Genomic DNA, 24035 nt, shown 5'->3' with positions numbered 1-24035 from the left:
CACCACCCAGAGTGCGCCAGAAAATATTGGACTGACGACGCTGGTGCTGGGGACGAGATTTAGAGTGGTTCGCCAAAAGAGTGCACCTTAATAAGATTTGTGCTTCCTGGTTTTCCTAACGGAGTGCCGGAGGTGAGCACGAAGAGACTTCCTATCTTTAAATACCCTGCCGCTGCCGCCGCTGCCGCACTCTCGCTCAGGAGACCTTCGACATTGGTTGGAACGGGCATGAGGAGAGACTGGACACCCCAGAAGAGAGCCAGCCGCCGGCAGGTCTCCGGGGAGGGAGTGACGGCAACCACTTGCGTCTTGGGGCGAAATTTCGCAACGGAGCGTGCCGTTCCCCCAGACTCGGTGGCGCAGAGAATCACTGCCGCCTGAAGGTCATGGGCAATGGTGACGGCTGCCTCTGCAACCGCATCGGTGACACTCTCGCGGCCAAAAATTGCCGTTTTATCCCGCAAGAGCTGGTCGTAGTCTAGCTGCTCTTCGGTACGGCGCGCGATTCGTGCCATGGTCTCCACGGCCTGAATGGGATGGGCCCCCACGGCGGTCTCACCCGAGAGCATGAGTGCATCGGTGCCATCGAGGATGGCGTTGGCGATGTCGGTGACTTCAGCGCGGGTGGGACGCGGGTTGCGGATCATGGAGTCGAGCATCTGGGTTGCCGTAATCACGGGTTTGCCGAGGCGGTTACAGGCACGGATCAACCGCTTCTGCACCATGGCCATCTCCTCCACGGGAAGCTCAACCCCTAGATCTCCCCGCGCCACCATCGCGCCATCTGCCGCATCAAGGATCGCGTCCAAGTTCTCCAAAGCCTCAGCTTTTTCGATCTTGACCAAGATGGGAACCACGCGCCCCGCCTGCTCCATCAGCGCGCGGAGCCGGTGGACATCGGCCACGTCACGGACAAACGAGAGGGCAACATAGTCCACTCCTAGTGCGAGACCAAATTTAAGATCCGCTTCGTCTTTCTCCGTCACTGCCGCGACAGATAAGGGAACACCGGGCAGGTTGACGCCCTTGCCCGAGGAGAGCACTCCCCCCGCAATCACGCGACAGACAACGCTCTCTGACTCCACAGTTTCGACTTGTAGCTCCAGAAGGCCATCATCGAGTAATAGACGCATTCCGGGGGCGGCGACGGCGAAAAACTCTGGGATGGGAAGGGGGATACACTCCGCAGTGCCTACCGTTGATGCCAAGGTTAGGGTGACTTGGGCTCCCTCGTCCAGGATGACACCCTCCATGATTGTCCCCACGCGGAGCTTGGGGCCACAGAGGTCCTGCATGGCTGCAACAGGCTTGCCGACACGAGCTGCCGCCGCCTGGAGCCGAGCAAAGCGCTCCGCATGCTGTGCGTGGTTACCGTGAGAGAAGTTGAAACGGGCGACATCCATCCCGGAGCGGATCAGGCGCTCCAGGGTTTCGGGTGCATCTACAGCAGGCCCGAGCGTACAGATAATTTTGGTTCGTGGCATCTAAGCCTGCATTATAGCTTGCATTTCAAAAAAAATGTACGGAGGGTGGACGACTCATTTTTGTCGTGATAAACTCCCCTGTGCTACGGGTCGGTAGCTCAGTGGTAGAGCAGTGCCCTTTTAAGGCATTGGTCGTGGGTTCGAATCCCACCCGACCCACTTATTTTTCCACTAACGACTCACGACGGCGAAGTCGGTGCGTTTTCGTTTGATAAGAACCGTGTCGTGACGCTCACTCTCTTGAGCTTCGGGGTAGTTCAAGGTGGTATGCAGTCCACGTGACTCTTTGCGCTGCTGTGCGGAGCGGATGATAAGCTGCGCCGTGAGTGCCAGGTTGCGTAGCTCCAGGAGGTCCTCGGTCGGTCGGCACGTCGCGTAGAGGCTCTCGACCTCATCCATGATGACGCTCACCGCGACATCGGCCTGGTGGAGGCGCTCGTCGTTGCGGACAATGCCCACGAACTTGGTCATCGCCGCCTGGATACGCGTCTTAAGTGCCTCGGTGTCTGCGATACGTACGCGACCTCGGTAGGGGCGAAAGGGGGGGACATGCTCCAGAAGAGGCGGGGTTTCGTCTAGGTCGTGCAAAAATAAGTCTGCTGCTCGGTGGGAGAAGACGAGCCCCTCCAGAAGCGAGTTTGATGCGAGACGATTGGCTCCATGAACGCCTGTACAGGTCACCTCACCGCTGGCAAAAAGCCGTGGTAGGCTTGTGCGTCCGTAGAGATCCGTGACAACTCCGCCACACATGTAGTGGGCCGCCGGGACGACGGGGATGGGCTCGCGTGTCATATCAATGCCATAGCTGAGGCACCGTGCGTAGATATTGGGAAACCGGTGTTGAATCTCCGTGGCACTGATATGGGTGGCATCCAGAAACATGCAAGGCTCATGTTGCTTCTTGCACTCCGCGTCAATCGCTCGTGCGACGATATCTCGGGGTGCTAAGTTTCCACGCTCATCGTAGTCGTTCATGAAGGCTCGTCCAGCGGCATCCCGGAGAATCCCTCCCTCACCCCGCACCGCCTCTGAGATCAGAAAGCTACGGGCCGCAGGATGGTAGAGCGTCGTGGGATGGAACTGGATAAACTCCATGTTGGCCACTTGTGCTCCCGCCCGGAAGGCCATTGCGACTCCATCGCCGGTTGCGATGGCAGGGTTTGTGGTATGCGTGTAGACAGCACCGCAGCCACCCGTTGCCAAAAAGACAGCACGCCTCGCCAGAAACGTCGTGATTTCTCCATCGAGCGTGTCGAGCACATACACGCCACAGATCCGCTCATCATCGTCTTTTGACTTGGCCAAGTCAATGGCCATGTGGTGCTCAAAAACCTGGATGGACGGGTGCGAGTGGATACTCTCCACCAGAGATCGCTCGATCTCACGACCTGTCAGGTCGTTGTTGTAGAGAATCCTGCGCCGCGAGTGTCCACCTTCTTGCGTGAGAGCTGGCTCGCCTTTTTGGTCTTGTGTAAAACGCGTCCCGAGGGCAATCAGCTCCCGAATACGAGTCGGCCCCTCGACGACGAGTGTCCGTACGGCATCTTCATGACAGAGGCCAGCCCCTGCGATCAACGTGTCACGGATATGGAGGTCAAAGGAGTCATCCGGAGCCATGACCCCCGCAATCCCGCCCTGAGCCCAGTTCGTGTTCGAGTCTGATCTGTCTTTTTTTGTGATGAGGGCAACCGTGCCAGCATCTGCAACTTTCAGTGCAAATGTGAGGCCCGCGATTCCGGAGCCCATGACGACAAAATCAAACAGAGAAGTATTGGTATTTTGAAATTCTGCCATTATAGATACAGTATACCTTGTTGTGTAGGCGAATAACGATAAAAATAAATACTCTGTAAATTAATTAGGTGTAGTTGGATTAAGGATTAGGTTACTAGCGTAGAATGCTGCTAACTTATAATATTTTTATTCTGCTTGGAAGAACGACTGCTTCTATGCCAGTGAAAGAAACGACGCAGACGGCTGAAGAAGGTCTCTTGGGTGATCTCTTCCATAATCTTGGCACGAGATATTGGAAACGCTCGCTCTGCCCGTTGCTGTGGATTTACCTGAGCACTACGGTGGGGATAGAGCCGAGGATGGAGCCGTGTGGCATCTTGCTCAGGCATCATGGTTACGGTGAGGGGGCTGGCTGGATGTGCTGCGAGGGGCCACGAGAGAATGACGGGGAACTCACGCGGCTGGTGGGAGCGGCAGAACTGACGGTACTCTTCGTCGTAGAGCTGAAAGCTTTCTTCCAGGAGCTCGGGAGTGACACGGGGAGGCGATGCGCGGAGAGTAAAGACCAGTCCCGCAATGACCTGCACTTCGCGCTGAGGGCGAATCGGAAAGTAGCCGTCGGCAGGGACTGGCAGGAACTGGTAGAGAGCCACGATCTTGCAGGTCTCACCCGAGGCGGCACGGTAGGTGACGCAGCACGAGTGGATTCCCTCTTCCTCCATCGAAAGGGGCAGAGAGGTGAGAATCTGGCTGCACTCCTGATCCACCAGAAAGTCGGGCGCTACTAAAGTGCGATAGTCCACGCGTCCCAGCTCGTGGTTGGCGACCAGAAAAGGCCAGGCCGGAACGGTCTTCGTTTCGGCATTGGTGACGGGATCAAGTGTTGCTGCCACGGTTGCCTTAAAGTTTACCGCGTTTTAGGATAGAGTGGGGCTCTTCCCGCTCAAAAGAGTCACGCAGGATGCTACAAAACTGGACGAGATAGCGAAATGCACTCTCCGCGTCTTGGATCTGGGAGTGGCGCTCACGGAGCGTGCGTAGGGCATCTGTGCGGCGTTGCTCCTCGGTGCGTGCGAGCCACTGTCCTAGCTCACGGATAACAGGGACACGAATCCCACTGAGTTTCTGGGCAAACGTGACACGCGTCTCCGAAGCACTGGCGAGCTTGGTCTCAAGCGCACCCTTGCTGTGACTTAGCTCCGCAAGCCGCTGCGTGAGCACATCGGGGATACTACAGGCGATGGGAATCTCCACATTGACCGGAATGGGGGCTGTCATGCTCTCGGCACTATTACGCTTTCGCGTGTGTACCACGATTTTGCTGTGCCCGTCGTTGTCCTCTATGGTCTGCGAGTCCATGTGTACAAAGCTGGAGCCAAGGGCACTGACAGGAATTAGACGAACCGTTGCGGTGGGGGAGATAAGAGACAGAAGCGCTTGCATTGCCGGAATCTCGCTCACAAAGTTGCGGAAGTGCTCCAGAGTGAGGTGGGGGGCAAGCTGCCCAATCGCGTCCCACTTGCTAATCACAAAGTGAATGGAGAGGGGGCGATTTTTGGCTGTGCGTAGCGTGGCCGCGATACGAACGAGTATTGGGGCGAGCTCCTGCGATACCCACTCCTTAGCTTCTTCGTCTGCTCCCATGGCAAGCAAGAGCCGCACACCGTCCATTAGGCCCAGAATAACATCCGCCTCGGTGACCGCCAGCTCAAAGTCTTCGTCCTGAAGGCTCTCACCACTTAAAAGGCCACCGGCATAGTCTAGGTACTCAAAGTCACAGGCTTTGTACGATACTTGGTTCGACTGAACATTGCAGTTAAATCGGTAGTTTGCCTTGCTTCCCAGAGCCGTGCCGGGAGGAAAGCCTTCCTGTGTGATGAGATGTGTGTAGATGCGATCTAGTTTATTTCGTGAGGCATTGTCAGGGTAGCCATCTGCGGTTGTTGTCTCCAGGTGAAAGCCGGGGTCCAGTGGCCACTGAAGTTTTTGCCACATGGCGGAAAGAAATAAAGTTTTGCCGGACTGGGTGGCTCCCAGCATGATAACGCGAATTGGGTCCATGATTCCTCAGGGACAATCTAAGGCAAGAAGTGGGCCGGAAAAGCATTCTCTTTTTCTACTTAGTGTAATATTCGGCGAACCCCCGTACTAGCACGGTGCCAGATTGTCGCGTACTTGACCACGCCGCCTGCCTCTTTTGTTCCCAGCGCTTCCGCGGAGCGTCCATTGCCCACGTAGACGGAGACATGCCCCTCGTAGCAGATGATATCGCCCCAGCGTAGCTCATCGGTGACGGGCTGGCCCGCACTTGCCTGCTCTTTGGATGTCCGTGGTAGGGAGACGCCGGCTGCCTTGAAAATCTGGCAGACGAGCCCGGAGCAGTCTATACCCTGTTTGGTATCGCCGCCCCACTTGTAAGGCGTCCCTATCCAGCCATCAATGTTTTTCTTGAGCGTGGCGTATTTAGGATCGGGCTGCTCGGTCTCAGGACCCAGAGGCGCACGGATAAAGCCTTTCCAGCTATGGCGCTCGGGGAGCACGCGCAGGCTTTGGTTGGTGCTAGTGGTAACCGTCACGCCTTCGTCATCTGCCGCAAGCCCTTTAATCTCACCCTTTGCGCCTGCGTAGGGAAGAAATACCTCGATTTTCTTGGTGACCAGATCGCCGTGAAAGAGGAGCTCTTTGGTGCTCCACCAGGCATGGGGACCTTTGACCGCGGCGGGGCCACTGCCGCCGGGCACGTCGGTTTTATAGAGCGTTGTAAAGCGCCCGATCTCGTCGTTGCCTTGACGAATGACCACAGCATCGGGTGTGCGCTCCGCCTGCATCTTGGCTTCCGGGTCAGGAGAGGGCTCCGGGCTGGGTGAGGCGAGAGGCACGGGCGAGGCAATAGGCTCAGGCGAGGCAAGAGGCGCAGGCGTTGCGGCGGGGATTGGCGAGGGGGTGGGATCAGGCGAGGCAGTGGGCGCGAGCAGGCGCACCATCGTCAGAAACTTGCGTGTGGTCTCTTGTCGCTCCGCCGACTGTGACTGCATGCTTTTTGTGAAGAGAAACTCACGCAAAGCGGGAAAAAAATACAGCAGAGCCCCCAACCCCAGAAAACTAAGACAGCCAATCGTTTTCAGGCGCACCCAGAACTTCTTCATTTCTTCAAGACACGTTTGGGGACGGCTTGGTTGCGTGCAGCAATCTGGGTTTTACTCTCCGAGAGCACGGTCAGCCCCAGAGCCTTGAGAGGCGATGCGAGAGTGGTCTCGGTTGGGACTTCTAGCTCAAATGTCGCACTGGAGCCACTCCAGGAGCGTTTGAGCGCTTTGAGGACACCGGGCAGGGCTCCTAGGCGGTCGCAGAGTGTCTGGGCGGCCTCGGCACTGGCAACCCCTGTGACAACGAGCTGAACGGGTTGGGTGAGGCGCGAGGGAAGGACGAGCAAGTCCTCGGTCAGGAGCGGTGCTAGCTTCTCGAGGGCATCATCGACAGCTTGTTGCCGCGCAGTCTCTAGATTGATATGACGTGCCGTCTCAGTCTGTACCCGCGCCGTCACCACCTCCAAGCCGCGCCGCGCTCGCACTGTGACCTCTCCACGCACCGTGTACATGGTCATGGGGCCGACTGCCGTTTGCAGAGGGATCTGGGCAAGGGTGGTGAAGCGAGGAGCAACCGTGACCGTGAGATCGGCCTTTTTCTCGTCTTCCTCTACTGTGAAGCCCGCCTCCGTGAGCGCCTTTTCCAGGGTGGGATTGAGGGTCTGTACCCGCCATGAACGTGCCAGTCCCAGGGCTCGAACCTGGTTCGTCAGAGGGCGAAGCGAGACCGTGGCGCGGACAATCACGCGAATCTCCTGGGGAAGCTGCTCCACTCGAATGACTTCATTCAGAACCGCGTGGCCCTCGCTGCGGGTCAGCACCTGATCGCGCAACAGGGTGTAGTCTTTCGTCAGAGTTTGCCCTGAGATATAGACGCCGAGTGTCTTCTCCACCGCGTTTCGTAGCGCACTGGCAATCGCGGCTCGGCGTGCGCCTTCAATGTTGAGGCTGGTGAGTGCGGCACGGCCCTCTGCGAGCACAACACGGCTCTCGGGGCTCTGGGCGGCTTGCTCTGCAAAAACGATCACTTGGCTTGCTCCACGGGCAGGCCTGGGACGAGCCGCGCTTTGATCGAAGCGCTTGTCTCAGGCTCAAACGACGCATCACAGCTACGGCCTCGGACTTTTGTGACGATCAGTCGCAGGGCTGTATTGTCCGGGAAGCGCACTAGGAGCACATCGCCTTTCTTGACGCCATCGCTGCTTCCCAAGCCGATCAGCACGCTCTCGGTATCCGTGTCGAGAACCGTGGCTCGGGTAAGCGGCGCACTGGGCTCTGTGACGACAGTGCTACTGCTGGGAAGCAGAGCGGTGCGTGGCAGCTCGGTGAGGGCGCGGCTCAGGGCCGTTTCTCCAGCACGCAGTGCTACTCCCTGAGGCGGTTTTGTGGTGCTGGGAGGCAGATCTAAGGATTGGGGAACACTCTCTTCGCCCAGAGTGGTAATCGTGCGGGTTGTGGCCGCTGCCTCCCCTGCCTCCGTGGCCTGAAGTGGCGTTTCCCAGAGCACCGCACCATCGCTGAGGCTGACTAAACGGACGCTCCCCCGGATACTGGCCGATCCCTTAGAGGCGATTCTTTCCTGCCAAGAGATGCGCCGACTGCGCCTCTCCTGCTGGTAGTTGTAGAGAGCACGCTCCCAGGCAGGCAGTACCCGAAAGCGAAAGTCGTCCATGGCCTCCGCGTACTCACGCTCGGTGCGGTAGCCCACTTTGCTACCCAAAAGCGCTTCCGCAGCGGCACGCGCGAGAGGATCGGTGCCGACATCCAGCTTAAAACGCGAGGGCTCTAAGGGGCGCTGCGGAACCTGGCCCAGCTTGGGAGTCAGACGCTCATGGCGGGCGGAGTAGACTGTCTCACCGCTTGCCTCGCTGAGTTCCACGATCAAGAGTGTGTCGGCGGCGGCAAGTGTCTGAAGTTTTTTGCGGGTCGGGGCTTCGGTGATCCCGGCTTGCGAGAGGGCAAGCTCCGAGAGGAGGGCTGAGAGTCCCTCGCGCTCTAGTACCTCAAAGGCTCCCATGTTTCTCAATCCGACTGCGGCACGGGAGGCAAGCTGCCGAGCCAGCTCGCTGTTTTCCCCAATGCCACTCACTGCGACGCGGCGGACACTGCGAAGGTCTTTTGCGCTCGACACCACCGTGGGGGCTTCCGAGAGGCTCAGAGGATCTCCCAGGCGCTGGAGAGCTCCTTCGAGAAGAGGGCCACTGGGGGCAGCAACCACGGCGCGGAATCGCCCACCGGGGAGGCTCTCACGCCAAGCGAGCGTATCGAGAGGCCCACAGAGGGTGCCCTGCGGAAGCGCGACGAGGCCACCAGGTACGGAGCGATCCCACAGGATAATCTCATCGCGGTTTCCGGTGGGAGAAGAAGCGTCCGAAGTGGCGAGATGGCGTGTACCTGTTAAAAGAGGCGTTGCCGCCGCGAGCGCCCCCGGCCCGATGGGAATCACCGCCACGGAGCGCACCGACCGACGAACCACCTCTTTGGGCGGCTCTTTTAGGCGACGAAACTCGGCGATGAGCTGGCGCAGGTTCCCGGAGTCGGGGGCAGAGAGGTTGACAATCCAGCGATCCCGCTTGGGTCGCTGGATGGCGATGACGTTGTCGCTACTCTCAGGAGTGAGCTGGAGACGCACAATCGTCTCTGCCTGCCCTTCTGAGGCCACCCGCTCCTTTACCCCAGAGCCCGCGAGAAGCGCATCGGCAAACGGGAGGAGCTCGGGAGCTGCCTGGACTATCACACGCTTCTTCTCAAAGAGCTTGAGGATATCGCCTTCCCGTGCGGCGAAGCTCGGGGCGGCGATAATGAGGGCGGCAGGAACGGCAAAGAGTGTGCTTCTCATCGGTTTTCTACCGAACGGGATCACAGAGTAGGATGACTCTGCATTTTTCTAAAAAACCATCACGTCGGCTCGCTTCTAAGATGCGCCTGCCGTCTTCGTTGGAGAGCACGATATCTATCTTGCTAGAGTCTTTGGCGCGTAGTGCTCGAACCACGAAGGGGTTCTCTCCGGCTCGCTTGCTTGCAAGTGCCTCTTCAACCGACCGAGGGTAGCCCACGATGCCAATCTCAATAGCGTAGTCCACGTCTACATTCAGTGTCCCGTAGACCTCGCGGCCATTTGTATCGTAGATCTTGGGGCTCATCACTGCCTGAATTCCCAGGCCACGGCAGTCCACAATCACCGATGTAAAGGGGCCTTCCTCAATCGGGGACGTAATGGGCAGGTGGTAGTTCTTAGGCTCCGCTTTGGGCTTGCGCGGCTCGACCTTGATGGGCTTTGCACCGCCACGAGGCTCTTTAAACGGATCGCGTGGGTTGGTCTTGATGCCACGCTCGGGGAGTGGGATAGGCTCGGGTTCTGGCTCTCTGCGTGCGGATGGCGCTCTCTCGGGCTCACGTCGTGGCTCTGGCTCACGGCGCGGCTCTGGCTCAAGACGGCGTGGTTCGACCGCACGGCGCGGCTCCATAATCGCTTCGGCCATCACGGCGGAGGCTACGGAGCCTCTGCCATACATCGGGATCTCTACCGTGACAGACGCCATGCCGTCTTTGCCGATCGTCTCCGAGATAATCCGGGCATTTTGCAAGATCGCGGTTACTTTGGTCTCGACGGTATCACTCTCGGTGAGATAGTTCTTGACCTTGGTAGTTGCGGTGACTTGGATCGAGCTCACGGCCATCGCCAGATTGCGTAGCGCATCGGCCTTGGCGGCTCCCATTGCCATTAACCGTGCCTGTGCCGGGTTCTGGGATTTCGTAGGTGGGGCACCGTAGCCCGTGGCCTTGACCACACCCGCGGCGTAGTTGATCCGGCCCTTGCCCTGTGCGACGACATCCACGTAGGGATCGCCATCAAGCTGGGCTTGGGTAGGCAGGATTGGCAGCGACAGAAGCGTGAGCGAGAGGGCGGCCAGAAGGGTGTTGCGACGTGTCATAAAACTATCTCCTACCTTATAGAACGCTATAAAGGCTATTTTGTGACAGGTTTTTTTAGCTGCTGATCGGTTTTTTCGGAGGCAGAAGCAGCTTGCCTAGCTCTGGGTAGTCGCTCATCTTCCAGATTAGGCCATCCACAAAGTAGTGAAAGATCACGACCATCGTGAAGGGGATAAAGGCCCACATCGCCCAGCTGTCGGGTTGGAGCAGGCCCTTGATCTCGATCACCCCGACAATACATCCGTAGGCAAGCGCCGTCGCTCCCCATTTTAGCGCGACATGTCGGATGCCGGGAAAGCGCCGCTTTTCGTAGTGGGCCATCCAGGCGTGGTACTGAACGTCGTGGTAGGCGGTCTCCAGCGCCTCTGCCACTAAGAACGGCGTGGCGGTTGCAAAAAAGACAAAGTAGTGCGTCCCGAGCGCGGAGAGCATCAGGAGTATCTTAGGAAGATTGACACGCTGCCCTAGCATCGCGCGGCCCACTTGTCGGAACCCAAAGAGCGTGAGCAGCACCAAAAACACGACCCAGAGTCCCTCGCCCCACTCGCCTGGTAAGTTGGGCACGCTCACTTTGACGCTTCCGTAGACGACTAAGGGGCCGCGTACATCACCGTAGTCGTTGAAAAAGCAGGCGAACATTCCCGTAAAATACGTCAAGCCATCCAGCCAGTTGTCCAGCGGCGCTCTATCGTCGTTGAGGGCTTTGTAGATCTTCAAGAAGCCGTAGTGCTGCCGCATGATATGCCACGTGCCGTAGACCGCCGCCCCGACGATCAAGTAGGCTTCGAGCTTGAGCGCGACAAAAACAAAGCCAACCGCAATAAAGCCCGCCAGGCCCCAGGTGTAGAGCCCCCGGCGTTTTTGAAACTCGTCTTTGTCGGCGTGGGTTCGGGCAAAGGTCTGGAAGATATGTGGGTGGTCAAAGATCGCCGTGAAGAAGAAGTAGGTAATCAGAATGCTGTCGCCGTGCAAGAGAAACCCGAAGTTGTGTGCGGAGCGGTAGAGGCCATAGAACGCGAAGGTGAGCACACACGAGCCGATAAAAAACGCGAGGTCGTAGCGAGCCGAGACGATCCAGCGGGGCTTCATCCGCCGCGCTCCAGCTTGCGGATCTCAAAGCGGCCCTCTCCCAGTGCGGCGCAGAGCACACTGACAGCGCGGTCGGCGCCGTCGGGGAGGCCACAGGTGAAGCAGTCTGCGGCGATGTAGCCCCGCTCGGGGTAGGTGTGGAGCGCCAGATGCGACTCGGCCAGTGGCAGAAATGCCGTGAGTCCGCCGCCAGGAAAGAGATGCACCACGGGCTCCGAGAGCGGTGTCATCTCAGCAGCAAGTGCCGCCTCCGTGAGGGCTTGCGTCAGAAGTGCCACGTCGGTGAGGCGCTCGGAAGCGATCTCGTAGCCATCGAGTAGCACATGGATGCCTACTCCCACCGCTTGGCTCCGCGCTCGTAGTGGCGCACCACCTGGGGGCGGTCGAGAGTCGAGGCCGTCACAAGTGTGGGCTTCGACTCCGCATCAAAGACGCCCAGAATACTCAGGGTCTCCGGGTTCAGGTACTTGAGCGAGAGTCCTGTTAGCTTGGTGTCCGAGAGCTTGGGAGGCGTGGCGCTGTCTTTTGCGAGCACAAAGCCCCAGTCGCCGAAGCTGGGGACATAGACATGGTAGGGCGTCGTCGCAAAACCGGCTGCGGCAACCGTGCGCTCGATACACCAGAAGGCATCGCGGGAGAATAGTGGGGACGTGGACTGGGTCACAAACGTGCCTCCAGGGGCGAGCCTGCGCCGAATCATGCTGTAGAACTCGCGGGAGTAGAGCTTGGCGAGCGCTTCATTGTTGGGGTCGGGGAGATCCCCGATAATCACGCTGTAGAGTGCTCCTGACTTCATCAGATACGTAAAAGCATCCTCATGAACCAGCGTGACACGGGGATCGTCGAGCGAGCTACCATTTTGCGTTTTTAAGCTCGGGTAGCTCCGTGCGATCTTGGTCATGGCCGGGTCAATGTCCACCAGCACCACTTGCTTGATGCCGGGCCACTTGAGCACCTCGCGCACCACCAGACCGTCACCGCCCCCCAGAACCAGCACGGACTCCTGGCGGATCGCAAGGCTCATGGCCGGGTGCACCAGCGACTCATGGTAGCGGTGCTCGTCCAGCGACGAGAACTGAAGATTGCCGTCTAAGTAGAGGCGCAGGTCTTCGCGAAACCGCGTGACCACGATCTTCTGGTAGGGGGTTTGGCGTGCAAAGAGAATCTCATCGTCGTAGAGGCGCTTCTCAAAAAAACGTCCGGCTTGATCCGCGATCACCAGCCCAAAGCCGAGAAATACCGCAAGAAACGCACAGAGCAGCAGGGGCGGGCGGCTGTCCTTGAGTCGGTACGCAAAGACACGCAGGTTCCAGACGGCGATCCCTAGATTGAGTAGGCCCACCACAAAAGCCGTTCGGGTCATCCCCAGCGCTGGAAGCAGCACGAGGGGGAAAGCCACCGAGCCCAGAAGTGAGCCCACATAGTCGAACGAGAGCGCCTGTGCAATCGTCTCTTTAAGGGCTCCGTACTGGGAGAGCAAGCGAGTGAGCAAGGGCAGCTCGATCCCGACTAGTGCCCCCAGCAGCCCGATCAGCAGAAAGAGCGCCCCGTAGTAGAGGCCGCCCAGGTAGGCATAGGCCCCAAAGAGCACCCAGGCGGAGCAGCCTCCCACGACGGCGAGTAAGATCTCCACCGAGAGAAACCAGCGCAGCAGGTGCGCTGTGACGAACTGTGAGAGGTACGAGCCAATGCCCATCGCCCCGATAAAGACCCCGATACAGAGCGAGAACTGGGTCACCGAGGAGCCGATCAGATACGAGGAGATCGTGGCCAAGAGTAGCTCGTAGATCAGGCCGCACGCCGCCACCAGAAAGACGCTGGTCAGGAGGGTCAGCGCCTCGCGACGGTCTTGCTCACTCATTTTCTGCCTATACTAGGAGTGAATTGTCATGGCGACGATCAGCGAGATTCCCAGAACCACCGAGCCTGCGAGAATCGCCGCCGCCATGTTCTTGTTCTCGAAGATCTCTTTTTCGATATTGGCTTTGATGGCAAGGTCAAAAGCCTTGAAGCCAATCACGGCTAAGACAATGCCGATAATGCCAAAGACGAGCGTGGAGATCACGCCCTCCATCAGGCTCTGCCGGGAGCGCCCTGCTGACTCTTGGGCCAGTGCAGGCAGAGTGGTCGCCATAAGCAGCGAGAGCGTTGCGATTAAGTTCTTCATAGTTATTTTCCAAAGTGGCCGCCGCCACCAGTGATATGCGTGCCGACGCGGGCACTGGCACGGCTGTGGACGGCGCTGCGCTGCGCGGTGGTGGTGGCGCTGCTGGGTAGAAACCAGCCGAAGTAGGCGGCGGCGCAGACAACACCAAATGCGGCGAGTAGCAAGACCGTCGCGACTCGGTAGCCCCAGGTCTGGATGCTCATTTGTCTTGCATCGCCTCCGCAAGGCCCCGTCGGGCACCCGGCGCACCCGAGAGCCAGAAGCAGGTTCCCAGCACCAGCCCGATCCCCCCAAACCAAGCCAGCGGTGTGGCATGGCGCACGCCCTCGTAGACCCGCACGGTGATCGGAGCACCCGTCGCCGCCGCCTCGGGATCGGCGTAGAGGCGAACCTTAAAATCCCCCGCTTTGTTGAGACGGAAGTCGGTGTTGGAGTCCGTGACCCACTCGTGCCAAGCGCCATCGTCGTAGCCGGTCTCGTCCCAGAACTCCTGCTCCGCCTCAAAGACAGGGCCGCTGGCATCTTCCAGAACGCCCTGCACCCACACCGAGGTCTGGTTAAGCCCACCCGATGACAGATAGAGTCGGTGGGGTGAGTTTTCGGGCTTGAGCGGAAACGGCCCGACAAGGCTGCCTTCCTCTGCGACTTGATCGGCGGTAAGCTGGCCACTATAGACTTGGCGTCCGGTGATGGAGCTGGCTACGGCGCAGAGGAAAAACGCAAGGAGCGAGAGGTTGAGCCAGAGACACCCGAAGCGCCGTCGGTCGGCCTGAACCACGTCGTGCTGGATCTCGGCCTTGGCTTCTTTTTGGAGGCCAAAGAGGGTGTAGACTTCTGCGGCATCTAAACGACGGCCGCGAAACCACTCGATACCATCACTTGCTTGCTCCACGGAGAAGATCGTATCCCCCGTGCCAAAGTCGGCATAGGGGTTGCGCTCTCCCACACGAACGGGCCAGGGAATCTCTCCCTCGACGCCGCTCACTGTCTGGGTGCCAATGGACGTAACGGTCGTTGTCTGACCGCCCAGAGCGATCGTGTTGCCTTCGCTGTAGTCCGTCACCTGCACGCTCTGGTCGCCCTCAGGCCAGTAGCGCGCGATCGTCCACTTGCCCTCATCAAACTCCAGGTACTGAGCGTCGCCGTCTTGAGAGAGAAGCACCCACTCTTCCCAGGTGTATCCCTCAGCATCGCGAAAGAGCAGGCGCCCTACCGCGACATACTCCCGACCGCCGAGCTTGGCCTTCATCCCGATACGAAGAGGCGAGCTATGTTTGAAAGTGCCGCCGGGGTGGGTGAAGGGAAGCGGGGGAAGCGTGGCTCCGCAGTAGGCACACGTGCTCTGGCCATTCTTAAAGATCCGCGCCTGAGCACCACAGCTTGGGCAGGCCAGAGAAGAGTCTAGTGTGCGCTGCATTTCGACTGCATTATAGCAAAAGTGGGAGCACAAATTTTGCACTCCCACTTTTGTTACACTATTTTATTTTTCGTCGTCTTTGACTTGTTCTGCCAGGTGCTCCGGCTGCCGTCGCTCTGCGTGCGTCGGGATACCTCGTAGCGTTTTGGGCGTGGCACTCACCGTCTCAGACTTCTCGGGCTTATCCGGGAGGTCTTTCTCAGACTTGGGCCAAGGCTTGCCTACCATCCGGCCTTTGAGAAGTTCGATTCCCTTGGCGATCTGGGGGCTGTACTTGGCTGCCGCACGCCGATCAAAGGGCTTGTCACGGAGCGCGATCCACTGCGCTTCGATATCCTTGTCGGTCTCGACCAGCACTAAGTCTGGCTTAACACCGCCCTGCTTGGTCACAGTGCCGGACTCATCCCGAAACGTGTTGATATCGCGCTTGCCCCGTGTGTAGTAGCGCTGTGTGGTGATCTTAACCGCCCCTTCGCCATCTTGCAGAGGGATAATGGTCTGCACGAGGCCCTTGCCAAAGGTTCGGGTTCCGATCAGAAATCCTGCCCCGCCGTCTTGAACCGCACCTGAGACAATCTCTGAGGCGCTGGCGGAGCCGCCATTGATGAGCACCACGGTGGGAATCTTACCCTGCGCAAGGGGGCCACGGCGCTTGGTGATGTCCACATCCAGCGAGCGCATCTGGCCGTTTTTCTCCTTGAGCCAGGTCACAGGGCCGCCGGGTAAGAAGCGTGCACTCATGTCCTGTGCCACGTGGAGCATGCCGCCGGGGTTGTTGCGCAGGTCAAAGATCAGTGACTTCATACCAAGCTTTTGCAGGCGTTCTAAGGCGATCCCAAACTGAATGTCGGCCTCCTCGCTGAAGAGGTCCAGGCGAATGTAGCCGATCTTGGCGACATCGTCTTGCATCCAGGAGTCAATGACGGGGGAGTTGACTTGCTCGCGGGTGAAGACATAGTCTTTTTTCTCCGCACCACGGCGGATTCCCAGCTTGACTTTCGTGCCCTCTTCACCCTTGATGCGCTTAATGACATCGTCCAAGTGCTGCGAGTCTGAGATCAAGGCGGACTTGCCATCTACTTCCACAATCACATCGCCGGGCTTGAGCTTAGCGCGCCACGCGGGAGAGTTCTCGATCGGCTCGATGATCATGGGGAACTTCTTGTCCTTGGTCACATCCAGCTTTGCCCCAATCCCAAAGAAGCGCCCTTGGGTGTCTTCCATGTTGCGCTTGAACTCTTCAGGGTTCCAGTACTCGGTGTAGCGATCCCCGACGGCCAGCACCATGCCGTCAATTCCGGCGTAGCGGATCTTGTTACGCCACTTATTGAGTTCCGCGGGAGCGGTGGGAGGGTTTCCATACTCAGAGAGAATCTTCTGGAGCACACTATGGTAGGTATCAATCGGAGCAAGCTCACTGGTGCGGGCTTTTGCTTCTTTGGGGCGGGTTGCCTCACTGAGACGAGACGCCATAAGAAGGGGGCTGGTGCGGAGCGGATCTTCTCGACGCGTGCGAAACGCTTCTAGGTTAAAGCCACTGAAAAACGCGGCTCCGACGAGGCTGGCGGCTGCGATGCCTTTGATGGTACTGCGTAGCATGGTGTTATCCCTTTGCTCCTGTTGTCGGGGTTCCGGCGATCTGAGGACGGTTCTTGAGCGAGGCCACGGCGCGGGCAAGTACCTCACTCTCCGGGGTGCCTGAGGCTACTGCGATTTGAGGATTGAGACCGACTCCCGACCACGCGACTCCTTTGCCGCTGACGAGCTTGCCCGTAATGAGCGTGAAGGCGGAGCCGTCTTGCAGCAGGTACATTCCCTGCACCAGGGCATCGCCAAAGGTCTTCTCCCCGACTAGGGTTGCTCCGCCACGCTCACTCAAACACGAGGCAAGCGCCTCGGCCGTGGAGGCCGTGCCACCGTCCACTAATACCGTGAGCGGGCCTTTGACACGGGCCGCTTCGTTGGCGAGGAGGTTACTCCTCTTGCCGCCTTGCCCTACTTCTTGTGCGACCACGCCACGGCCACTTAGTAGGCCCGCGATTTGCTGCATGGCCTCAAACGAGCCGCCGGGGGTTCCCCGTAGATCTAGAACCAAGCCGGTGTTCTCGGCAGGGAAGCTCTCTAAGGCTTTTGTGAGGGCGACATCGGTGCCTTCGCTCAGGTAGGGGATTTTTATGTAGCTGGCTTTACCGTCTAGAGTCTTGGTGGTCAGAGTGGGAGCGGTGGTCACGCCCGGAGTGACCTCAACTTTGATGGGGGTAGTCTGGCCTTTGCGCTGAACGGTGAGCGCGTACTTTTCTTTGGTCGCGATACTCTTGGCTAGGAGCGTGTCACCCCGTAGGAGCATCTCGGCGGCGTGGAGGCGAATCCCACCGGAAATGCGGTCCCGGGCGGTCACGCGCGCTTTTTCGTAGGCTTTTTCGTCCACTTCTCGGTTCTGAAACTGCTGTGCCACTTTTGCAAAAGAGACCAGTGGATCGTAGCCAAGTACCCAGCGTCCGTCAATGTGGGTGATAACGTCACCGGGCTTCAGGCCCGCTTTTTCGGCAGCGGAGCCGGGGAGGGGCGCGACGACGATAATTTTATAGTCGGTGTAGCCTGCGGTTTTCGTTGCTTGAACGGAGAGCGCGGCCCCGATACCGGCGAACTTGCCTTGCGCTTCTGCTTCTAGGAGCTTGCGCTGCTCCGGCTCCAGATAGTAAGAGTTTGGGTCTTCCAGGGAGGCGATCATGAGCTTGACACTAGTCTGGGCCATCTTCGTGTCGCTGGGAAGCGTGTCGTAGTACTGGTCCTTGACAAGTGAGTAGACGGTCTCAAAAGTCCCGCCGAAGTCCTGTCCTACCCCGAGATTGGGGGTCGCCGCATGGCCGTTCTCTGCCACTTGTGCCCGCCCGACGGCCGTTTGTAGAACCCGAGGACTTGTAGGAGCGTTGCCTTGCCGTAGCCGTGCGCCCCCTGCAAAAGCAATCCCTGTGGCCAGGACAAGCCCGGCTCCAAAAACAAAAGAACCACTCCGTCGTTGCATTATCTCACTCGCCCCTTCGTGCAATCTCTTCTGAATACGCTATTTTATCATCGGTTGTGCCCACTATGTTACCAAAGCTGGTCGTTTTTACGGGACTAGAGGTAAAATCCTGCTGTGAACCGACTCTCGCTTTGTCTCCTTGCCGCACTGCCGCTGGCGCTCTCTCTCTTTGCAGACGCAGCACCGCCTAAACCTCGTGTGAGCTACACCCGTGAGATTCGCCCGATTCTCGCGGAGAACTGCTTTCTCTGCCACGGCCCCGACCCCGGCTCACGACAAGCAAACCTGCGTCTCGACCAGCCCAACGCCGCGACCAAGAAAGCGCTGCTGGCTCGCATCATGGCTCCGGTGAGTGATGCGCTGCACATGCCGCCGGTGCACACCAAAAAAACGCTCACGCCGATTCAGGTCGCCACGGTAAAGCAGTGGCTCGCCCAGGGCGCGGTCTACGAGAAGCACTGGGCATTTGGCCCCCTGGCCCCCACAAGTGGGGGAATTGATCGGTATATCCGCGAGCGTCTTGTCAAAGAGAAGCTCAAATCCTCGCCTGAGGCTAGCCAGGCGGAGTGGCTGCGGCGGGTGAGCTTGGATCTTACCGGCCTGCCACCCAGCATCGTGGAAGCCGATGCCTTTTTTAACGACAAAACGCCAAGCGCCTACGAGAAAGTCGTGGATCGGCTGCTCGCATCGCCACACTTTGGGGAGCAGATGGCGCTGCCGTGGCTGGACGTGGCACGCTACGGCGACAGCTACGGTTACCAGTCCGATCAGCTCTCCACGACGTGGCCGTGGCGGGACTGGGTCGTCAGTGCTTTCAATAAAAACCTGCCCTACGATCAGTTTATTACCCAGCAGCTCGCGGGAGACTTACTCCCCAACGCCACCAAAGAGACGCGGCTGGCTACGGCGTTCAATCGTCTGCACCGCATGACCAATGAGGGCGGCTCCGTTCCTGAGGAGTGGCGGCTAGAGTACGTCGCGGACCGAGTACGCACGCTAGGAACCGCGTTTTTAGGACTTACCCTGGAGTGCGCCCGCTGCCACGACCACAAGTACGATCCCATCAAGCAGAGCGACTTCTACGGCCTCTCGGCGTTTTTTAACTCGATTGATGAGCATGGCCTCTACGACTCGGGGAGCATCACCCCGACCCCGTCGCTGCTCCTGCCCACGCCCGAGCAAGAGAAAGCTCTGGAGCAGGCAAAAAGTGGGGTTGCCGAAGCTGAGAAAGCGCTTCTGGAGACGAAGAAAGCCCGCGAAGCTGCGTTCCAGAGCTGGCTGAAAAACCGCCAGGTCATAGAAACGAAGGAACAACCCACCCCCGATCTCGTGGCGCACTTTGGCTTTGAGACACTCGACGGCGTGCCGCACGTGGATAACGTCCCACTTGTCGAGGGGAAAGTTGGGAAGGCGGCGCAGCTTGACGGCGACAATAATATTAACTTTGGAGATAAGGCACGCTTCACCCGCCACACACCGTTTGCCATTGACTTTTGGATGCGCGATGGGCGGATTCTCAAAGACCCCGTTGTCGTCTACACATCAAGCGCGGGCACCGATGCAGGCCCGTATGGCTACGACTTGATGATCGAGAATGGGATTTTGCAGGCCCGCATGATGCGCCACTGGCCCGGAAATGCCCTCGCCATCCGCGCAAAAGTGGCCGTTCCTGCCAACGAGTGGGTACGTGTCACGCTCACGTATGATGGTTCCAGCACGGCGGCGGGGATCAAACTGTACACGAACGGCGCTCCGCTCCCCACGGCAATTTTGCGCGACCACATTTGGAAAGGCACGGGAACCCACGCGCTCGCCTTTGGACAGCGCTTCCGCGACAAAGGCTTCAAGGGGGGCTTGATTGATGAGCTCTCGGTCTATAGCCGTGCGCTCACCCCACTGGAGCTTGCCTACACCGACCAACCCGAGGCAGCACGTGAGTACTACTTCTCCGCCCTTGACACTGAGACCCGTGCTGCGCAGGCGAAGCTCACCGCCGCCCGCGAACGCGTCTGGCGCGCGGAAGACCCGATTTTAGAAGTCATGGCGATGGAGGAACTACCCACACCGCGCCCCAGCTATGTCCTGGCTCGGGGTGCCTACGATGCGCCCAAGACCGACAAGAACCGCGTCGGACGCATCACCCCCGCTTTTCTTCCAACCCTCCTCCCCCAGCCCCCGGGTACCCTCGGGGTGCCGATAACGGGAAAGGAGGGGAGAAATGTAAGTCGGCTTGCGCTGGCTCGCTGGCTCACGCGGCCCGACCATCCTCTCACGGCGCGGGTTGCGGTCAACCGTTTCTGGCAGCAGTTTTTCGGGCGCGGTCTGGTGGAGAGCAGCGAGGACTTTGGGATTCAGGGGCAGCTTCCATCACACCCCGAGCTTCTGGACTGGCTTGCCAAGGACTTCCAGCGCGACTGGAACGTGAAGCGGCTCATCAAGCAAATGGTGCTTTCTGCCACCTACCGACAGAGCAGTGCCCTGCGACCCGAGCTGCAAAAGCACGATCCACAAAATATTCTGCTGGCACGTGGGCCGAGCTACCGGCTCTCGGCGGAGACGATTCGCGATGTGGCGCTCGCGGCTAGTGGGCTACTGGATGCCAAGCTCGGAGGGGCTCCCGTGAGCCCGTACCAGCCAGGAGATCTCTGGCGCGAGGCCAATACGATGAGTCCTGGCTATCGGCAGAGTGTGGGAGGCGATCTCTACCGCCGCAGTCTCTACACGGTCTGGAAGCGCACGGCCCCCATGCCCAACATGATGGCCTTTGATGCCTCGGGACGTGAGGTCTGCACCGCGCGGCGACAGAACACCAGCACGCCGCTTCAGGCCTTGGTGTTGTTAAATGATCCGCAGTTTGTCGAAGCTGCCCGCGTGCTTGGGGAGCGAGTTGTCAAAGAGGGCGGCACGACGGACTCCCAGCGGGTTGTCTATGCCTTCCGCACCCTCGCCACCCGCCCTCCGACATCGACCGAGGCGCGGCTCTTAGAGCAGCTCTACGCCGCCCAGCGCCAGCTCTTCACGCAAGCGCCCGCCGAGGCTGCAAAGCTTCTCACCGTCGGGGAGAAAAAGCCTGACTCCACGCTCAGCCCCATCGAAGTCGCCGCCGCCACCACGCTTGCCCAGGCGATCCTCAACCTAGATGTCACGATCTGGAAGCGCTAACTCCCCTTCCTTGCCCTGAGGGAAGGGGCTGGGGGATGGGTTCAGTCTAGTAGCGTGACGGTGCGCTTCTCTTTTGCAGAGAGCATGGCGCTGTCGACGATCTGCTGGCCGATGCGGCAGAGTGTGGGATCGAGGGGGCCGTGGAGGGGACAGTTGGTTTCGAGGTGGTGGAGGAGGTGCTCAATCGGGTTGCGCCAGCCGGGTTGGAGCATGTCCACGGGGATTTCGTGGGTCTCGGGTTGGGCTTTGGTCTGCACGCGGACCACGGGCTCGTAGTCGTAGCTGGAGATCGTACCGTGGGTGCCCATGACCACAAATCCGCACTTGGGCTGAGGCTGGAGTGTCCAGGGATCGGTGAAGGTGCCCCAGCGTGTCTCGAACTTGGAGAGGCCGTAGGGGGTGGCGTAGCGGCAGATCGTGATCGAGTGCTCGTCTACGTCTAAGCCGGGCTTGCTGTCGGTGACGCACGTGACTTCGACAGGCTTCCGGCCATCGAGAAACCATGTCCCAAGAGTGACTCCGTAGCCTAAGTAGTCCTGAAGTGAGCCGCCTGCTGCCGATTCCTGATACCACCAGGACTCGGACTTCTGGCGATTGGCTTCGTCTTCTGTGATCTCGACCTTGTCAGCGATATGGCGCAGGGGGCCACGGTTGCCGTCGTAGTAGTGCACCTCCAGCACGTCGCCAATCAAGCCTTCGGAGAGCAAGCGCTTGGTGGTGACATGCGGCGGGTACCAGGCGAGCGGCCAGTTGATGATCATCGTCTTGCCCGTCTTTGCCATCGCTGTGATCATACGATCCGCATCAGCGAGGTTGGCAGCAAAGGGCTTCTCGACCAGGATATGTGTGCCGTACGGCGCGGCATCCACCACGTATTGGCCGTGCTCGCCCGTCTTAGGGCAGAGAATCACGATATCCGACTGGGTCGTCTCCAGACACAAGCGCCAGTCTGTGAAGACACGCTCCTCGGGGATGGCAAGGCTGGCTACCACGCCTGCCATACGCTCACGGCTGGTGTCGGCAACCCCCACAAGCTCGGCGTTGGGGTGCTCACTCACCTGGCGCAGCAGATCCCCCATGTGCATGTGGTCAAAACTCACCCCCGCAACTTTCCAAATACGCCTATCTTGCATGGTCTATTTCCTCTGCGGTCAAAATGGGACTCGCTTCTGCTCTTTTTGCCAGCGACGCCCACTTCCGCGCGGTCTTTGTGGCGGTGGACTGGCTTGGAGGATAGTACGCCGGGGGATCGGGGATGTCCTCCCCAAAGTGAACATGAACGGGGCCGCTCCAGCGCGGTGGGTGGAGCGAGACGAGCACGATTATCTCTACCTCTTAGCCATAGGCATGGTGGGTGGCATCGTCGCGCGTCGCAAGAGGTAGAGAGCTAACCTGTAGCGGTTTTGAGAGGGCTGGGGATTGCTCCCCAGTCCTTTTCCTTTCCTGTGCTGCTTGGCCTTGTCCGATAAGCCTCGTTACTGTTCACCAGCTCCGCCTCGATCCAGCTTCTCCTAGAAGGGGGATCGGGAGAGCGGGCGGGCAGGACACTTCCCCTTCAGGACACGAGCAGATAGGAATTTAGGGAGCCAATTCAGTCATTCCCTCTTGCCTAATGATCGTTTTTTTATGTTGGTACTTTCAAGATAGACCAGCATTAAAAGACCCACCAAAAGTGAGGGAAGGCAAAATAGGGCTCCCCCTGTAGGCCAGATAAGTGTCCAGAAACTACTAGGTGATAAACCCACTAGTGTGAGAGCCTTACAAATTAGAACAGGGTTCTTCATGTGATGCAGATACATCACGGCAGAGGCGGCACCGTAGAAGAGACCTCCCCAAGTTGCCGTAGGAAAAAGCACCATTCCATACTGACCATCACCACCGATGCCAGGCCATAAATACTCGTGATATTCCATAGTCAGTGCGGTTAGTCCAATTGCTCCTACTATGCCCCCAAGCACTACTGCTGCGTTTTTGTTGTCGGTCGTCATACTGTCCCTCCCGTTTTACTATCTAAGGTAAGATACAGGAAAACGAGGGGGTTTGGGTCAGAAACAAACAGGGCTGTAAGTTTCGCCACTTGTGCCCCGTTTCCTGTACCCTGTGCTATGCAACAACAGCAAGACACACAACGACCGAACCCTCCTACTCGCCGCCCGCACCGCTCCGTCCTTGAGCTGATCGCGGCGTGGTTCATCCTGTTATTGGGAGTCGTCTGGAGCATTGGGGGTTGGGCCGGAGTGATCGCCATGCGCCAGATTCCCCCCCGTGAATCTGAATTGGCTTTTATCGCCTTATGGGCATCCGCTATTATCTTCGCGCTTCAGGGCATTGCTTGCTTCTTGGCTGGCCTATTTGTGTTGTTGAAATATCGTCTTATCGCTCGCTGGCTCCTGACAGGCATTGCGCTTTGTTTTGTTGTTCTTAGTGGAGTGCTATTTTTCGAAGGAAAGTTTTTCCAGGGGAAGATGGCTCCTTACAATATCCTTCTTAACTGCTTCACCGCTGTGATATATTTGGGATTCGGCGCATTATTCTTTCGCCTTGGTCGCAGGCAGGGCCGTCAGGAAGACATCGAGCGTAAGGAAGCTGGCAGAAAACTCTAGTTTCTCGCCACCCTCTGAAAACGTTTCCCCAGCTCGGCCTCGATCCAACTTCTCCAAGAAGGGGGGGGCGGAAACTGCCCTTTCCGGTACTCCCTTCTATCGACTGCCCGTTTTTCCCGGGTCAGGGAACTCTTTGAGAAGTTTTGTTATCTCCTCACGGGAACTTGCATTGCGTGTCCGTGCGAGCGCCTCTTCCAGATGTTTTCGACCTTCCCTAACACGCCCCAGATGGCAGAGTACCTCACCGAGGTTGGCCATCATCAAGGTCTCTGCCGGTGCCAGCGCTAGGGCTTTCTCACAGTAAGGTAGTGCCTCAGCATACTGTTTGGTTT

At 58.8% G+C, this 24035-nt stretch carries 22 protein-coding genes and 1 tRNA gene; 3 read left to right on the top strand and 20 right to left on the bottom strand.

Annotated features, from left to right (window positions below; genetic code table 11):
* Positions 1-59: 59 nt before the first annotated feature.
* On the bottom strand, positions 60-1484 hold the full coding sequence (gene pyk / locus RMO15_RS20100; protein WP_309716029.1) for a pyruvate kinase: 1425 nt from the start codon (positions 1482-1484) through the stop codon (positions 60-62).
* An 87-nt stretch (positions 1485-1571) separates the two neighbouring features.
* On the opposite strand from pyk, the gene RMO15_RS20095 reads away from it, so the two are divergent.
* A tRNA-Lys gene (locus tag RMO15_RS20095) sits at positions 1572-1643 on the top strand.
* Between the two features lie 12 nt (positions 1644-1655).
* On the opposite strand, the gene nadB is transcribed toward RMO15_RS20095, so the two are convergent.
* The 15 genes from nadB to RMO15_RS20020 all read right to left on the bottom strand — a co-directional run bounded on the left by nadB (position 1656) and on the right by RMO15_RS20020 (position 17938).
* On the bottom strand, positions 1656-3278 hold the full coding sequence (gene nadB / locus RMO15_RS20090) for an L-aspartate oxidase (RefSeq protein WP_309716027.1): 1623 nt from the start codon (positions 3276-3278) through the stop codon (positions 1656-1658).
* A gap of 110 nt (positions 3279-3388) precedes the next feature.
* A complete protein-coding gene (locus RMO15_RS20085) occupies positions 3389-4111 on the bottom strand; it encodes a hypothetical protein (protein WP_309716024.1) in 723 nt (240 codons plus the stop codon).
* Between the two features lie 7 nt (positions 4112-4118).
* Positions 4119-5279, bottom strand: coding sequence for a hypothetical protein (locus tag RMO15_RS20080; protein ID WP_309716020.1), 1161 nt, complete (start codon positions 5277-5279; stop codon positions 4119-4121).
* A gap of 59 nt (positions 5280-5338) precedes the next feature.
* Positions 5339-6364, bottom strand: coding sequence for an NlpC/P60 family protein (locus RMO15_RS20075; RefSeq protein ID WP_309716018.1), 1026 nt, complete (start codon positions 6362-6364; stop codon positions 5339-5341).
* Entirely contained in the window at positions 6361-7332 is a 972-nt protein-coding gene (locus tag RMO15_RS20070) for a hypothetical protein (RefSeq protein WP_309716016.1), read from the bottom strand. Before RMO15_RS20070 ends, RMO15_RS20075 begins: the two co-directional genes overlap by 4 nt.
* The gene (locus tag RMO15_RS20065; RefSeq protein WP_309716013.1) at positions 7329-9143 is read right to left on the bottom strand and encodes a CsgG/HfaB family protein; all 1815 of its coding nucleotides are present in this window, start codon (positions 9141-9143) and stop codon (positions 7329-7331) included. The genes RMO15_RS20070 and RMO15_RS20065 overlap by 4 nt, the downstream gene beginning before the upstream one ends.
* Positions 9144-9150: 7 nt before the next feature.
* Positions 9151-10239, bottom strand: coding sequence for a hypothetical protein (locus RMO15_RS20060; protein WP_309716010.1), 1089 nt, complete (start codon positions 10237-10239; stop codon positions 9151-9153).
* 55 nt (positions 10240-10294) lie between these two features.
* Positions 10295-11329: a hypothetical protein gene (locus tag RMO15_RS20055; RefSeq protein WP_309716008.1), complete on the bottom strand. Its 1035-nt coding sequence runs from the start codon at positions 11327-11329 to the stop codon at positions 10295-10297.
* Positions 11326-11652, bottom strand: a complete 327-nt coding sequence (gene speD / locus RMO15_RS20050; protein ID WP_309716006.1) for an adenosylmethionine decarboxylase — start codon at positions 11650-11652, stop codon at positions 11326-11328. The genes RMO15_RS20055 and speD overlap by 4 nt, the downstream gene beginning before the upstream one ends.
* 8 nt (positions 11653-11660) lie before the next feature.
* Entirely contained in the window at positions 11661-13190 is a 1530-nt protein-coding gene (locus RMO15_RS20045; RefSeq protein WP_309716003.1) for a polyamine aminopropyltransferase, read from the bottom strand.
* A 12-nt stretch (positions 13191-13202) separates the two neighbouring features.
* Entirely contained in the window at positions 13203-13496 is a 294-nt protein-coding gene (locus RMO15_RS20040; protein WP_309716000.1) for a DUF350 domain-containing protein, read from the bottom strand.
* 2 nt (positions 13497-13498) lie between these two features.
* The gene (locus RMO15_RS20035) at positions 13499-13699 is read right to left on the bottom strand and encodes a hypothetical protein (protein WP_309715997.1); all 201 of its coding nucleotides are present in this window, start codon (positions 13697-13699) and stop codon (positions 13499-13501) included.
* The gene (locus RMO15_RS20030; protein ID WP_309715994.1) at positions 13696-14913 is read right to left on the bottom strand and encodes a DUF4178 domain-containing protein; all 1218 of its coding nucleotides are present in this window, start codon (positions 14911-14913) and stop codon (positions 13696-13698) included. Before RMO15_RS20030 ends, RMO15_RS20035 begins: the two co-directional genes overlap by 4 nt.
* A 63-nt stretch (positions 14914-14976) precedes the next feature.
* Positions 14977-16512, bottom strand: a complete 1536-nt coding sequence (locus RMO15_RS20025) for a S41 family peptidase (RefSeq protein WP_309715991.1) — start codon at positions 16510-16512, stop codon at positions 14977-14979.
* 4 nt (positions 16513-16516) lie between these two features.
* Positions 16517-17938: a S41 family peptidase gene (locus RMO15_RS20020; protein ID WP_309715988.1), complete on the bottom strand. Its 1422-nt coding sequence runs from the start codon at positions 17936-17938 to the stop codon at positions 16517-16519.
* Between the two features lie 114 nt (positions 17939-18052).
* Here RMO15_RS20020 and RMO15_RS20015 point away from each other — a divergent pair, with 114 nt between their 5' ends.
* A complete protein-coding gene (locus RMO15_RS20015; RefSeq protein WP_309715985.1) occupies positions 18053-21100 on the top strand; it encodes a DUF1553 domain-containing protein in 3048 nt (1015 codons plus the stop codon).
* Between the two features lie 41 nt (positions 21101-21141).
* Here RMO15_RS20015 and RMO15_RS20010 read toward each other — a convergent pair whose 3' ends face one another.
* From RMO15_RS20010 to RMO15_RS20000, 3 genes are all read right to left on the bottom strand, one after another.
* Positions 21142-22233: a Gfo/Idh/MocA family protein gene (locus RMO15_RS20010; protein ID WP_369016142.1), complete on the bottom strand. Its 1092-nt coding sequence runs from the start codon at positions 22231-22233 to the stop codon at positions 21142-21144.
* Positions 22223-22420 (bottom strand): hypothetical protein, encoded by a 198-nt coding sequence (locus RMO15_RS20005; RefSeq protein ID WP_309715980.1) that lies wholly within the window; start codon positions 22418-22420, stop codon positions 22223-22225. Before RMO15_RS20005 ends, RMO15_RS20010 begins: the two co-directional genes overlap by 11 nt.
* Before the next feature lie 275 nt (positions 22421-22695).
* On the bottom strand, positions 22696-23088 hold the full coding sequence (locus RMO15_RS20000; protein ID WP_309715977.1) for a hypothetical protein: 393 nt from the start codon (positions 23086-23088) through the stop codon (positions 22696-22698).
* Positions 23089-23205: 117 nt separating this feature from the next.
* Between RMO15_RS20000 and RMO15_RS19995 the strand changes: the two genes are divergently transcribed.
* Positions 23206-23703, top strand: a complete 498-nt coding sequence (locus RMO15_RS19995) for a hypothetical protein (protein ID WP_309715974.1) — start codon at positions 23206-23208, stop codon at positions 23701-23703.
* Between the two features lie 96 nt (positions 23704-23799).
* Here RMO15_RS19995 and RMO15_RS19990 read toward each other — a convergent pair.
* Positions 23800-24035, bottom strand: a 236-nt coding sequence (locus RMO15_RS19990) for a tetratricopeptide repeat protein (RefSeq protein WP_309715971.1), incomplete at its 5' end; no start/stop codon positions are given.

Source organism: Armatimonas sp., from assembly GCF_031410135.1.
Lineage (GTDB): Bacteria > Armatimonadota > Armatimonadia > Armatimonadales > Armatimonadaceae > Armatimonas.
Note: the sequence above shows the minus strand (reverse complement) of the source record. Positions and strands in the feature narration are given on the sequence as shown.